The organism is Streptosporangium sp. NPDC003464, assembly GCF_053588315.1.
In genome coordinates, this window is the sequence record NZ_JBSFPS010000123.1 from 1 (window position 1) to 12258 (window position 12258).

The 12258-nt window shown below is 74.2% G+C and carries 13 protein-coding genes and 1 pseudogene; 6 read left to right on the forward strand and 8 right to left on the reverse strand.

All coding sequences use genetic code 11. The features are described 5' to 3' along the window. Positions 1-245, reverse strand: a 245-nt coding sequence (locus tag ACWDS7_RS25735; RefSeq protein WP_451931358.1) for a hypothetical protein, incomplete at its 3' end; no start/stop codon positions are given. 135 nt (positions 246-380) lie between these two features. On the opposite strand from ACWDS7_RS25735, the pseudogene ACWDS7_RS25740 reads away from it, so the two are divergent. From ACWDS7_RS25740 to ACWDS7_RS25750, 3 genes and pseudogenes are all read left to right on the forward strand, one after another. Then, positions 381-608: pseudogene (locus tag ACWDS7_RS25740) on the forward strand (Rieske 2Fe-2S domain-containing protein); the annotation flags it as partial. A 165-nt stretch (positions 609-773) separates the two neighbouring features. Then, entirely contained in the window at positions 774-1301 is a 528-nt protein-coding gene (locus tag ACWDS7_RS25745) for a hypothetical protein (protein ID WP_451931376.1), read from the forward strand. After that, entirely contained in the window at positions 1298-2224 is a 927-nt protein-coding gene (locus tag ACWDS7_RS25750) for an alpha/beta fold hydrolase (protein WP_451931359.1), read from the forward strand. Before ACWDS7_RS25745 ends, ACWDS7_RS25750 begins: the two co-directional genes overlap by 4 nt. On the opposite strand, the gene ACWDS7_RS25755 is transcribed toward ACWDS7_RS25750, so the two are convergent. The 6 genes from ACWDS7_RS25755 to ACWDS7_RS25780 form a co-directional block, all read right to left on the reverse strand. Continuing rightward, the gene (locus ACWDS7_RS25755; protein ID WP_451931360.1) at positions 2214-3761 is read right to left on the reverse strand and encodes an acyl-CoA reductase; all 1548 of its coding nucleotides are present in this window, start codon (positions 3759-3761) and stop codon (positions 2214-2216) included. The genes ACWDS7_RS25750 and ACWDS7_RS25755 overlap by 11 nt on opposite strands. Then, on the reverse strand, positions 3761-5005 hold the full coding sequence (locus ACWDS7_RS25760; protein ID WP_451931361.1) for a LuxE/PaaK family acyltransferase: 1245 nt from the start codon (positions 5003-5005) through the stop codon (positions 3761-3763). Before ACWDS7_RS25760 ends, ACWDS7_RS25755 begins: the two co-directional genes overlap by 1 nt. 462 nt (positions 5006-5467) lie before the next feature. Continuing rightward, the gene (locus tag ACWDS7_RS25765) at positions 5468-6112 is read right to left on the reverse strand and encodes a LysE family translocator (RefSeq protein WP_306858792.1); all 645 of its coding nucleotides are present in this window, start codon (positions 6110-6112) and stop codon (positions 5468-5470) included. 57 nt (positions 6113-6169) lie between these two features. After that, positions 6170-7660 carry a DUF6297 family protein gene (locus ACWDS7_RS25770; protein ID WP_451931362.1) on the reverse strand — a complete coding sequence of 497 codons (1491 nt, stop codon included), beginning with the start codon at positions 7658-7660 and terminating at the stop codon, positions 6170-6172. A 14-nt stretch (positions 7661-7674) separates the two neighbouring features. Next, positions 7675-8466: an ABC transporter ATP-binding protein gene (locus ACWDS7_RS25775; RefSeq protein WP_451931363.1), complete on the reverse strand. Its 792-nt coding sequence runs from the start codon at positions 8464-8466 to the stop codon at positions 7675-7677. Between the two features lie 196 nt (positions 8467-8662). Next, a complete protein-coding gene (locus ACWDS7_RS25780) occupies positions 8663-9529 on the reverse strand; it encodes a LysR family transcriptional regulator (RefSeq protein WP_306858786.1) in 867 nt (288 codons plus the stop codon). A gap of 74 nt (positions 9530-9603) precedes the next feature. Here ACWDS7_RS25780 and ACWDS7_RS25785 point away from each other — a divergent pair, with 74 nt between their 5' ends. From ACWDS7_RS25785 to ACWDS7_RS25795, 3 genes are all read left to right on the forward strand, one after another. Next, complete coding sequence (locus ACWDS7_RS25785) at positions 9604-10128, forward strand: cysteine dioxygenase (protein ID WP_451931364.1); 525 nt, start codon at positions 9604-9606, stop codon at positions 10126-10128. Positions 10129-10262: 134 nt separating this feature from the next. After that, positions 10263-10394, forward strand: a complete 132-nt coding sequence (locus ACWDS7_RS25790) for a hypothetical protein (protein ID WP_306858783.1) — start codon at positions 10263-10265, stop codon at positions 10392-10394. Between the two features lie 28 nt (positions 10395-10422). Beyond that, positions 10423-11334, forward strand: coding sequence for a tetratricopeptide repeat protein (locus tag ACWDS7_RS25795; RefSeq protein ID WP_451931365.1), 912 nt, complete (start codon positions 10423-10425; stop codon positions 11332-11334). A gap of 145 nt (positions 11335-11479) precedes the next feature. Here ACWDS7_RS25795 and ACWDS7_RS25800 read toward each other — a convergent pair whose 3' ends face one another. Continuing rightward, the gene (locus ACWDS7_RS25800; RefSeq protein ID WP_451931366.1) at positions 11480-12244 is read right to left on the reverse strand and encodes a PspA/IM30 family protein; all 765 of its coding nucleotides are present in this window, start codon (positions 12242-12244) and stop codon (positions 11480-11482) included. Between the last annotated feature and the right edge of the window lie 14 nt (positions 12245-12258).

Genomic DNA, 12258 nt, shown 5'->3' on the forward strand with positions numbered 1-12258 from the left:
GTCAGCGACGTGACGCGGCGGTTGCCGGTGGGGATGCCGCTGAACTCGGCGGCGAGGTCGTTGAGGTCGTTGACCGTCAGGTCGCGGATCTGGGGCAGCTGCTCCAGCTCGCCGGGGTCGGCCAGGCCCAGGTCGCCGACGGTCCGCAGCTGCTCCTTCTTTTTGAAGTTCTCCGCGCGCTGAAGGTCGTCCGGTGACCTTTCGGGCACTCCGGAGAGATCTTTGAACGGATTGTTCTCGGTCATTCTGATCGCCTCTTTCGATTGGGCGCTGTGCCTGTACCATAAGCTTTTGAAGCATGACAAGCAATGGCCGGTAATCATCCGCACAATTGATTTTTAAGGCGAGAGACTCCGTGGGTCCCGATCGACGGAAAGGGGATGGAATTGTCGATCTCCTCAGGGTGGACGCAGCTGGCGTTCGGTGCCGACATCGGTGACGGCGTCACACCTCTCGACTTCGCGGGCCGTCCGCTGATCGCTGTCCGGGAGGGCGGTGACGTGGGGGTTTATGATGCGATATGTCCGCATAGAGGTGCTCATCTCGGATATGGCGGAAAGGTCGATGGAAATGCAATCATTTGCCCTTTCCATGGACACAGGGTGCAATTAGGGGGCGACGGGGGAGGCCGTTTCCAGGTCGGCCGTCACCGTTCGACGGTCCGGGCCGGCGGCCTTTTCGTCCTGCCCGATCCGTCGTGCGACACCGGGCTCGAAGGATTTCTGGACGGCCTGCAGCGGAGCCACCGGATCGTGTCGGGATTCTCGTTACGGGTGAGAGTCCCGGCGGAATACGTCATCGAGAACGTCTTCGACGCCGACCATTTCGCCCCCGTCCACGGCCTCGACAGGCGTCCCCGGCTGAGCGTCCACCCGGCCGAGGGCGGGCCGCTCCGCGTCGAAGGAGACCTCGACATGGCGCGCCCCAACCGCTGGCAGGCGGGCGAGCCGGAGGGAGACCCGGCCAGGGCGCGGTTCCGCGCCCTGGTGTTCAGCCCCAACCTGGTGGCCACGGAATTGGGGCCGCCGGAGGAGCCCAACGTCGTCATCACCGCGGCCACCCCCGCGTGCGACGGGACCTCGACGGTCCGGGTGACGGTCGCGGTGCCCAGCACGAGGGCCGGCGGGCCCTTGACCGTCCGCGAGGTGGCCTCGCTCGTCAGCGGCAGCCGCACGGCCTTCGAGCAGGACGTGGTGATCTGGGAGCACCTCGACACCTCGGTCGTCCCCCGATACACCGAAGGCGACGATCTCGTGCGCGCCTACCGGGCCTACTGCCGGCAGTTCGGCGCCGGCCGGTGAACGGCGACCCGACCGGTCAGGCCGGCGGCGACCCGACCGGCCCGCCCGGGTCGGCCGTCACCGGTGACTGGGACGGCCTGGCCGTCATCGGGAGCGGCCGGGGTGACGACACGGGCCGGGGTGACGACACGGGCCGGGGCGGCGGCGTGCTGTGGCTGCACGGCTACACGATGAGCGCCGCCATCTGGCCACCGCTCTGGAGGCACCTGCCGGGCCGCGGGCACGTGGCGGTCGACCTCCCCTGGCACGGGCGGTCGAGGCCGCTGCGCGGCGGGGAGGACCGCGCCGCGCTGGCCGACCTGCTGGCGGGCCGCGCGCTGGAGGCGGGGATCCGGCACGTCGTCGCGCTGTCCTTCGGCACCGTCGTCGCCCTGGAGATGGCGCTGCGCCACCCGCGCGCGTTCGCCTCCTGGACGCTCGCCGCGCCGTCCTACGCCGGTGGCCCGCAGGAGCGGGCGGTCGAGCGCCACTACCTCGATCTCGCCCTGCTCCACCGGAGCACCGGTTCGAGAGCGCGGACGGCCGCGCTCTGGATGTCGTGCCGACCGATCTTCGGCGGGATCGCGGCACGCCCCGCGGCGCACTCCGCGCTCGCCGACGTCATCGGCCGGCACGCCTGGGACGAGCTCGCCGGCGCCGGCATCCGCCCTCTCCTGGAGCCGCGGCAGCCGGTGGCGCGCCTGTCCGCGGTGGCCGCCCCCCTCCTGGTGCTGGTGGGCGACGGCGAGCTCCCGGCGCACCGCGCCTGCGCCGAGACGATCGCGGCGGCGGCCCCCGGCGGCGCCCTGCGGGTGCTCCCCGGCACGGGACACCTCGCCCTGCTCGAGGAGCCACGCGCCGCCCTGCGGATCGTCGGCGCGCACCTCGCCGGGGCGGAGCACGGCGGACCGCCGGACCCCGCTCCGGCGGAAGTCAGCCGTTGACCCACCGGACCAGCCGGTTGAGCACCCGCATGCCGTCGTGCGGGCGCCCGGCGTATCCGTGTTCGGCGGCGCCGAGCGGGACGACGTTGTCCACCCCGCGGGCGGCGATGGCGTCCCGCAGGGCGAGCCGGGTCCCCTCCGGAGCCACCCCGACCGTCGATACGGCCGGCCCCAGCGACGGGAGCGCCCGGCGCAGGTCGTCGACCGCGCGCACCAGGACGAGCCGGGAGCCGGGGTGGTGGGCGAGGTCGAAGGCGCCGTCGACGCGCACGACCGCCGACGACACCTCGGGCCAGTCACCGTTGACGTGCCAGCGCCCGGTGCCGAGCAGCCCCCTGCGCAGCCGGGTGAGGTTTCCCTGGGCCTGCGGCGAGGGCCGGTGCGGCAGCGCCCTGTCCCACTCGGCCAGCACCCGGGCGAGCGTGCGCGCGTAGTCGTCGGCCGTGGCGGCGTCGCACTCCACGACGTGCAGCAGCGAGGAGGTGCAGGCGGCCTGATTGGCGATCAGCGAGTCGACCGCGGCGCGGCGGGCCGCGGCCTCCGGATCCGCCCGCAGCAGCTCGGCGCCGATCATGCTCAGTGAGAACCGCGGCCCCATGACCAGGGTGTCGGTGGCCCCGCCGCGGGCCGTCACGCTGCGGACGGTCTCGGCGCCTCCCCAGACGACCCGCCGGTCGAAGGCTCCGTCGGCGAGCAGGGTCGCCTCCATCCGTTGGTCGCCGCCCCGCCAGTAGGCGAGAGTGGTGTGCCTGGCCAGCGGGTGGGCGGGGTCGGTGTCCCGCAGCGCCGCGCCCAGCGCGACGACGAGCGCGGCGGCCTCGGCGGCGGGTTTGACGACGCAGGCCCCCCTGGTCGCCCACGCCCACAGCAGGGAGACCACCGGCACCACGGGGGCGTTGCCCGCGGTCAGGTGGAGCTGCCTGGTGGGGAAGGCGCGCAGCGCGGGCGGCACCTCACAGATGTGGTCCGCGAAACGGGCGGTCACCCCGGAGACGGTCGTCTCGTCGATCTTCCGCCAGGTGTCGAGCGCGGCCGTCCCGAGATCGCGCTCGATCATGCGGCCGACGGCGGCGCCGTCGAAGAGCGAGGGCAGCTGGGCGAGGAAGGCGCGGTGCGCGCGGTCGGCGACCAGCGAGGTCGCCGCCAGCAACGCCCCCGCCTCGGCCGCCTCCGGAGAGCCCGACCGCAGCGCCGCCCCGATCGCGTCCACGAAGGTGAGGACCTCCGCCAGGGGCGTGCGGGCCAGCTCCAGCAGCGCGCCCGCGGGGTCCGGTTCGGGCAGCGAGGAGGCGTCCGGGGCGGGGAGCACGAGCACCTGCGTCTCACCGGTGAGCTGGAGGGTGTCGCGGTCCACCACCGCCCGCCCGATCAGGTGGCAGCCGTCGGCGGTCGGGCCCTGGACACGGCGCGACCCCCGCTCGGCGACGGCCCGGCCGACGTCGGTCACCCGGGGCCAGGGCGGCATCACCACTTCCCCCCGCACCACGGCCGGGAGCCGGACGACCTGCGTCCCGGCCACCGTGCGGGCGTCGAACATCACCCCGCTCCCCCTTCCACGGTGGCGCATCCGCGCTCTCCGGCCCCGGCGGCCCGCACGATGGGGGCGGCCAGGGTCGGTCCCGCCAGGCCGCATCCGCACGGGTCGCGGCGGAGCCGTACGGCGTCGCCGGTCACGACGGACCCCGGGTAGGAGAGGGCGAACGGGTCCAGCACGGCCAGCCTGCCCACCACGTCGTCGCCGTCAACGGGGACCAGGAGGTCGTCCACGACGACCGGCTCGACGCACGGAGGGACGTGGTAGCGATCGTTGACGCAGGTCAGGAAGACCGTGTTCAGCTCCGAGGTGGAGTAGGTGTCGACGCACCGGCCGGGCGGCACGCCGAGACGGTCGCGGACCCCCTCGACCAGCTCCTCCCGCCGGATCGCGGTGCGGCCCTTCCAGCCGCCGCCGGTGACCACCTGACTGCCCGGGAGCAGCCGTACGTGCCGGCCCGCCGACGCGAGGTGATCGATGAGATCGGAGACTTCCGCGGGCGTCCCGAACACCAGCACGGGCCGCTCGGAGCGTGCCAGGAAGTCGGCCGCCGCGTCGTGGTCGGGGGCGCCCGGCGGGCCGGGGCCGCCCGTGAGGGAGCGCAGGTCGAACAGGGCGGCCCGCAGGTGGTGGACGCGCACGGCGCCGGCGGCCAGGCCGGCGGCCCCCGACTGGATGCCGAGGCCCAGCCCGGGGGCGACGAGCTGGAGGAAGTCGTAGGTCCCCGCGCGGAGCGTCCAGGGCAGCCGCACGCCGGAACAGGCGCGGAGGGCGGCGAGGGTCGGGCGGTCCCTCGGCACGAGGGACGGCCGCCCGCCGGTGCCGCTGGAGAAGGTGACGTAGACCCCGTGCCGCTTCAGGGCCGCGCGCCACTGGTTGATGTCGCCGGTGGCGAGGTCCAGGTCGGTGAGCCGCTCGGTGAAGATCGACCCCAGCCAGCGGGTCAGCTCGGCCGGCGCGTCCTCCAGCCAGGCCGGGTCGTAGCTCTTGAAGAGTCCGTCGGTGACCAGGAACCTGTCACGGATGTCGGCCACGGTGACCGCCGGGGCGGCGGGCGACTCGTCGACCAGCGCGGCGTAGGCCGGGATGGCGGCGGCGTAGCGACGGTGGTTGCCGACGAGGACGGCCTCTCTGAGGCGGGCCACCGCCCCCTCGTCGATCGGGGCTCCCGTGGACCAGAGCCTGGTGCAGACGAGCAGGGCCTGCACATCGGGGACGGCCGTCAGCCGTGGATTCGGACCGGGCACGGTCCGATAGTCGCTCCTATTCGGCGGCCTGAACAGAGCGTGGGGCGAAGAATGCGTGCGACATTCCCGGTCGGCCATCTTGAATTTCGTTATTTAACGGCTGATTGCGTATTATAAACCCCGGATATGGGTGAGCAGAATGGTCCTGGGGTGCCGCGGTGCCGGGCCACCTGCGGCAGGAGGCGCCGGCCTGACCCGCTCGCAACCGCGACGACTCCAACCCGACGACTCCAACCCGATGACTCCAACCCCGCGGCGACTCCGGCCCCGTGGGCGTCCCTCACCGCCGGGCGCGTCGACGGGCGGCCGGCGAACGCATGCCATGAATAACTATTTATGCTGATATATCCATAAAATACGGACTGCATTTCCCGTCCCCCGGACGCCGGCGTCCATGGAAGGCCGCGGACGGATGACGGCCGGGGCCGCCGGGCCTCCCGGCGGACAGGGAATGGGCCGGACCTACGCCTTGGCGGCGGCGCTCTCGCCGGTGAACGCGGCCACGGCGCCCAGGCCGAGATAGACCACGCCGCTGGTGACGTCCAGGCGGCGACGGGCGCGGGCGGAGCGGCGCAGGCGGCCCGCCATGGCGGAGGCGAGCAGGGCGAAGGCGCCGTCACTGGCCAGGCCGAGCGCGATCCAGACCGCGCCCAGCAGCAGGATCTGCGGGGCGATCGGCCCCCGGGCGGGGTCGGTGAAGTGCGGCAGGAAGGCCAGGAAGAAGATGGCGGTCTTCGGGTTGAGCACGTTGACCACGAAGCCCTCCCAGAACATCCGGGACCGGTCGGCGACCGGCGGCCCGGAGGTCTCGGCGTCGTCCTGGCGGGACATCAGCTTGCGGACGCCCAGCCAGATCAGGTAGGCCGCGCCCAGATACTTGACCACGGCGAACGCGGTCGCCGAGGCGGCCAGCAGGGCGCTGACCCCGAGGGCGGCGGCGGCCACGTGGACCACGGAGCCGAGGTGGATGCCGAGCACCGACACGATGCCCGCGCCACGGCCCTGGGCGACGCTGCGGGTCACGATGTAGAGCACCGCGGGCCCCGGCACGAGGAGCAGGGCGAGCGTCGCCGCAGCGAACAGGGCGAGTGTCGTCAAATCTGGCATATCAGGATCGTAGGATGGCCCGGTCCCTGACCGCCTCAGGTTTTCCGCGGGGTGCTCTCAGGGGCTCTTCGCCGCGCGGAGCAGGTAGCACCACAGGACGGCGGCCCCCGCCAGTGCCTGGGCGGCCAGGAAACCGCCGAGCGCGGCCGGTCCGCCGGTCAGCGCCAGCGCCAGGGGGAGGCAGCCCAGCGCCGCGAGGTCCGCGCCGGTCACCCCCCACAGCATCGGCCCGGTGGGCACCGCCCCGGCGGGCGTCTCGATGACCGGCATCGCGTGGTCGATCGGACGCCGCCGCGCCATCCGCAGGCCCGCGGCGGCGAGGGCCGGAGCGGCCAGCGGCCCGAACAGCCACCACGGACCTCCCGGGAGCATCCCGGTCAGGGTCAGGCCGGTCAGGGCCAGGGTGAGCCAGGCGGCGCTCAGCAGTGCCGGCAGCAGTGCCCGGGCGGTGAGGGCGGCACGGGCGTCGACGCCGAGCAGGCGTGCCAGGCCCGGGTTGTCCGCGTCGCGGCGTGCGCCCGAGGTGCCCGCCACCGAGGCGGCCAGCGCACCGGCGAGCACGGCGCCCGCCGTGATCGCGCTGATGCCCCCGGTGGCCTGGGCCACCACCGGGGGCAGCGCGGCGGCTGCGAGCAGGACGGCCGGCCGTCCCGGGCGCCGTCCGAGGCGGCGCCAGTCCTGCCAGGCCAGGGCCAGCGGGGCGGGTAGCGGCGGCCACGGCCGTGAGCGCAGGGCCCGTCCGCGCCAGTGGTTGTCCTCGGCGATCCAGGTCAGGGCGCCGGGATCCATGCCGACTGTCGCGTCGGCCACATGACCGGCGCGGGTGGAGGCGGCCAGCAGGCTCCGGGCCGGGATGCGGGTCAGGGACGACCAGGCCAGCCGTAGGAGCAGGGCGGCCGCCACGGCGGCCGCGCCCGCGAGGACCGCGCCCAGCGTCGCGGGCGCGGCCGCGACGGCGGGCAGGGACCGGCGCGCGGCTCCCGAGGCCGACAGCGCCGCGGCCGCCGCCAGGACGGTGATCGCGACGAGGGCCACGTTCAGCCACGAGTTCCAGGTCTGCGACGACTGCGAGAGCACGGTCAGCGCCATCCCGCCGGCCGCCGCCGACACCCCCAGGACCATGGCGGCGGCCAGCCGTACCGCCAGCTGGTCCGGCGCGCCCAGGACGGCGAGCAGGCCCATCCCCAGCGCGGCCCCGACCGGTACCGCGACCAGCAGGAGCAGCCTCGCGGTCCGTCCCAGCACTTCCCGGCGGTCCAGCGGGGACAGCAGCAGCCAGGCGGCGTCGGGGCCGGTCAGCGCGACCGGGCCCACCACGCGGGCGACGGCGAGCAGGGCCGTGTAGGCCAGTGCGACGAGGGCGACTCCGGCCCCCATCCGGGACGGATCGGGCTGCCGGACCATGGCCGCCAGCGCGGAGGAGACGGGGTGGGCCAGTACGGCGGCCGCCATCGCCAGCCCGAAGAAGGCGGCGTAGCGGTCCAGCCAGCCCGTGGAGGTGCGGCGGCGCGACCGGATGGACGCGCGGATCGCCGAAACGCCGCTCATGCCCTGCCCGCCGCTCATGCCCCGCCCGCCGCGCGTCCGTCCGCTGTGCCCCTGCTCGCCGCACGCCCTTCGCCCCCGTGCCCGGTCCCTGCGCGCCCGTCCGCCGCGCGCTCATCGCCCGTGCGTCCGTTGTCCGGGGGCGGGGCCGTGGCCCGCCCGGCCGTCGTGCGCCCGTCGTCCAGGTGCCCGTCCGTCAGTACGGCCTGGCGGGCACCGGTGGCGCCGGCGAGCCCGAGATCGTGGGTGGCCATGACCACCGTGCCGCCGGAGGCCGCGTAGTCCACCAGGATCGCCGCCAGACGCTGCCGGAAGGCGGAGTCGAGCCCGCGTTCGGGCTCGTCGAGCAGGAGCAGCCGGCTCGGCCGGAGCAGGGCGCCCGCCAGCGAGAGCCGCTGCCGCTGGCCGGTGGAGAGGGTCAGCGGTGAGGCGTCCGCCCGCCGCTCCAGATCGAACAGCTTCAGCGCCGCGTCGACCTCCAGCCGGGGTGGCATGTGGACGGCGCGCACCAGCTCCAGGTGCTCACGGGCGGTCAGCCCCGGATACCAGGCGGGCTCGTCGCCCACCAGGACGACGTCACGCCAGAAGGCGGAGTCGTCCCTCGGCGGGCCGCCCAGGACGTCGAGCTCGCCCGAGCCGGGGGGCTGCAGCCCGGCCAGGCAGCGCAGCAGCGTCGACTTCCCCGCGCCGTTCGCGCCGATCACGGCGACGATCTCGCCGGGCGCGGCCGTCAGGCCGACGGCCCGGAGAACGGGGTTGCCGCCGAGTTCCACCCCGACGTCGCGGACCGTGATGATCGTTGGAGACACCGTTCGAGCGTACTCGGCGCCCTCCGGGTCCGCGCGGGCCCACCGCGGACGGAAGCGGGTGAACCGGCCGCGGCGGGATCGCGGGGACGGATCGGCCGTGGCGGGCCGGCCGGTCATGGGCGGGCGGTTGCGCCCAGGCGCGACGGGGATCGGTCGCCGGCGGCCCGCCCACGGGCGGACCGGCGTACGAGCCCGGTTACGGACGGGTCGCGGAGACGAGGGCGGCCAGCAGGGCGGTGGTCGCCGGGGGGACGGGAGGCTCGCCGTAGGTGGCGGCGTAGACGTGCCGGGTCGAGCCGGGGAGCTCGATCACGTTGACCTTCGGGTGGCGGTGCGCCCGCAGCGCGAGGGCCGGCAGCGCCGTCACCCCGATCCCGGCCGCCACCAGGGCCTGGACGGCGACGATGTCGTCGGTGGTGAAGGCGATCTCCGGCTCGAAGCCCGCCTTGGCGCACAGGTCGAGCAGATGGCTCCGGCACCGGTCGCAGCCCCCGATCCAGCGGCTGTCGCGGTGGGAGGCCAGGTCGCCGGGCCGGCCGGCGGTGACCAGATAGCTGGGGTCGTCCAGCAGGTGGACCAGCTGGATGCCGTCGTCCTCCGGGGCGGTGTCGTCGTAGCGGAAGATGACCGCCACGTCCACGTAGCCCGCGCGGAGCATGCGCAGGGCCTCGGGCGGCTCGGTCTCGGTCAGGCGCAGTTCCAGGCCGGGGTGGTCCCCGGCGAGCAGGGCGGCGGCCTCCGGCACGAACGTGCCCAGGGCCGAGGGGAAGGCGGCCAGCCTGGCCCGGCCCGCGCGCAGGCCCACGTGCGCGGAGAGCTCGGCCGAGGCGGAGTCGATGCGCCCGACGATCTCGATGGCCCGCTCCGCCAGCAGGCGGCCCGCCTCGGTGAGCCGGATGCCCCGGCCGACCCGCTGGATCAGCTTGGCCCCCGTCTCGCTTTCGAGCTTGGCCAGGTGGTGGCTGACCGAGGGCTGGGAGTAGTGCAGTTCCCTGGCCGCGGCGGTGACCGATCCGTGTCTGGCCACGGCGGCGAGCACGCGGAGCCGTACGACATCGAGCATGTATCAACATTATCTATGAATAAGCGGAAAGATAGGCATTAGACGTTATGAGTGGTCCGGCGCACCCTTGAGACATGGGAACGATGACACTCGCCCGTCCCGGCCTGGCGGAACTGGTCGCGGGGGTCCGGGAGCTGGCAGACGGCTCCACCGCCCCCCGGACGACGGCCTTCGCCGTGGCCGACCTGCTGCGCGACCGGCTGCCCTCTCCCGAGATCCTCACCGAGCGGGAACGGCTGGGGGATCCGGACCACTACGTCGGTCACACCCTCCACACCGAGGCCGCCTTCTCGATCCTGGCCGTGGTCTGGCGGCCCGGCCAGGAGACGGTGATCCACGACCACATCGCGTGGTGCGCGTTCGGGGTCCTGCAAGGGATCGAACACGAGACGCTCTACCGTCTCGACGGCGACCACCTGACCGAGATCGGCCGGACGGCCAACCACGTGGGGGAGGTCAGCGGCTTCGCCCCGCCCGGGGACATCCACAAGGTCCGCAACACCGGCGACAGCACGGCGATCTCCCTCCACATCTACGGCGCCGACCTCAGGGCCGCCCCGAGCAGCGTCCGCCGGATCTACGATCTGCCCGTCCGCTGAGCCTGGCCGGCTCTCCGGGGACGCTGTGCCTCGACGGCTCTCCGGAGACCGGCGCGCCAGCCACCTCCAAGTGACCGACAAGCTCCCGGCGTCACGATGAGGACGTCCCGGTCCCTCCGGAAAAGGAGCGAGTCATGCGGAAGATCACACGCCTGTACGCGCTGGCCATCGCCCTGGCCGTGCCCGCCTTCTCGGTGCTGCTGTCCGGCACCGCGGAGGCGATCCGCATCGCCAACCACTGCGAGCCGTCCGTCGACGGTGATTGACCGGTCCGTCCGGCGCCGCCGGATCAGGATGATCCGGCGGTGCCTCGTACGGGGTGTCTACTGCCGCAGGCGCGGGTGGTACGCCGAGGGCGAGCGGTGGGCGCGGCGGGCGACCGAGGCGGCGGACAGCACGGATCTCGCCGGGCACGCGACGATCCTGGTGGATCTGGCGTCGCTCTGGCACGGGCTCACGCGCCACACGGAGGCGCATGAGTGCGCCCGGCGGGCGGTGGAGTCGCTGGCCGCGGCGCCCCCCGGCCCCGGGCGCGACGGACCGCTCGCCGACGCGCTGATCCGGATGGGCGACGTCGAGCGCAGATGGGCCCGGTACGCCACGGCCGAGGAGCACCTGCGCCAGGCGTTCGAACTGGTGGACGGGGCCGACCACGAGCGGGGCGCGGCCGTACGGCTGGCCCTGGGCGTGCTGTGCAAGGAGACCGGCCGGTACGGCGAGGCCGAGGAGTGCTACCGGGGAGCGCTGAGCCGCCTGGAGCGGCCGGGAGCCGACGACCTGGCGCGCGCCGACGCCCTGCACAACCTGGCGGGGCTCGCGCACGCCCGGGGCGACGACGGCCCCGCCGGAGAGCGCCACGCGCGGGCCGCGATCGAGATCCGGCAGGGAGCGCTCGGCCCCCGCCACGAGCACGTCGCGGCGGACCTGGCCGTGCTCGGCGCGGTCCTGACGGGACAGGGCAGGCGCGCCGAGGCGGAGGAAGCGTTCCATTGGGCCGTCGACATCTTCCGCGAGCGGCTGGGAGCCGACCACTACGAGGTGGCGGTGTGCCAGGTGAACCTGGCGCACCTGGACGACCTCCAGGGCCGTCCGGAGGAGGCGGGGCGCCGCTACCGGGAGGCCCTGCGCGTCAAACGTCGTGTCCTCGGCCCCGGTCACCCGGAGGTGGAGCGCCTGTCCGCGTCCGTGCGGACGAGATCCGACTGAGGGGCCGCGGGGACGGGCCGGCGCCCGGGACCCCGCGCACCGGCCGGGCGAGGCCGGGTCCGGTTGAGGGGCCGCAGGGCCCGCGGGGACGGGCCGGCGTCCGGGGCCCTCCGGGCGGACCCGGTGCGGTGCCTTCGGCCCCGGGTCAGCCTTCGGCCCCGGGTCGGCCTTCGACCTCGGGCTTCCTGTCCAGGCCGAGGCTCTCCTTGATGGCCTCCAGGCGGGCGGCGCCCTCGACGTCGAGGGCGGCGCGTTCGACCTCGATCATCCGGGCTTCGACGGAGTTGGAGGTCAGCTCGGCCTCGCCGAGGGCGCGGGCGTAGCGCTTCTCGATCTTCTCGCGGACCTGGTCCATGGTCGGGGTGTCCCCGGCGGGGGCGAGGCCGGACAGGTCGCCCATGGCCCTGTTGAGCTGCTCCTGCATCTTGGCCTGGTCGAGCTGGGAGAGCAGGCGCATCCGCTCGGCGATCTTCTTCTGCAGAGCCATGGCGTTGTTCTCGACCGCCGCGCGGGCCTGGGCCGAGGCCTGTCCGGCGCGTCCGTGCATGAGCTGCGCGTCCCGGAGCGCGGTCTCGGCCGCCACCAGCCGGGAGGCGAAGGCGCGGGCCGAGTCCTCGTAGGACAGCGCCTTGCGCTCGTCGCCCGCGGCCCTCTCCCGCTCGGCCAGCAGGACGGCCTGGCGGGCGTTGGCCTGGAGCTTCTCGGTCTCCTCCAGCGAGCGGGCGAGCCTCATCTCCAGCTCGCGCTCGTTGCCGATGACCGCGGCCGCCTGCTGGGTCAGCCGCTGGTGCTGCTCCTTGGCCTCCTGGATCGCCTGCTCGATCTGGACCCGGGGGTCGGTCAGCTCGTCCAGCCGGCCGGACACGGCGAAGACCAGATAGCGCCAGGCCCGGCGGATGACCTTGAACATGGGGGGCTCCTTAG

Bases quoted from the DNA above. Each gene is read 5' to 3' on its own strand.
- ACWDS7_RS25770 (WP_451931362.1), bottom strand. From the start codon at position 7,660: ATGAGCGGCGTTTCGGCGATCCGCGCGTCCATCCGGTCGCGCCGCCGC.
- ACWDS7_RS25785 (WP_451931364.1), top strand. From the start codon at position 9,604: ATGGGAACGATGACACTCGCCCGTCCCGGCCTGGCGGAACTGGTCGCG.
- ACWDS7_RS25765 (WP_306858792.1), bottom strand. From the start codon at position 6,112: ATGCCAGATTTGACGACACTCGCCCTGTTCGCTGCGGCGACGCTCGCC.
- ACWDS7_RS25790 (WP_306858783.1), top strand. From the start codon at position 10,263: ATGCGGAAGATCACACGCCTGTACGCGCTGGCCATCGCCCTGGCCGTG.
- ACWDS7_RS25800 (WP_451931366.1), bottom strand. From the start codon at position 12,244: ATGTTCAAGGTCATCCGCCGGGCCTGGCGCTATCTGGTCTTCGCCGTG.
- ACWDS7_RS25755 (WP_451931360.1), bottom strand. From the start codon at position 3,761: ATGTTCGACGCCCGCACGGTGGCCGGGACGCAGGTCGTCCGGCTCCCG.
- ACWDS7_RS25795 (WP_451931365.1), top strand. From the start codon at position 10,423: ATGATCCGGCGGTGCCTCGTACGGGGTGTCTACTGCCGCAGGCGCGGG.
- ACWDS7_RS25780 (WP_306858786.1), bottom strand. From the start codon at position 9,529: ATGCTCGATGTCGTACGGCTCCGCGTGCTCGCCGCCGTGGCCAGACAC.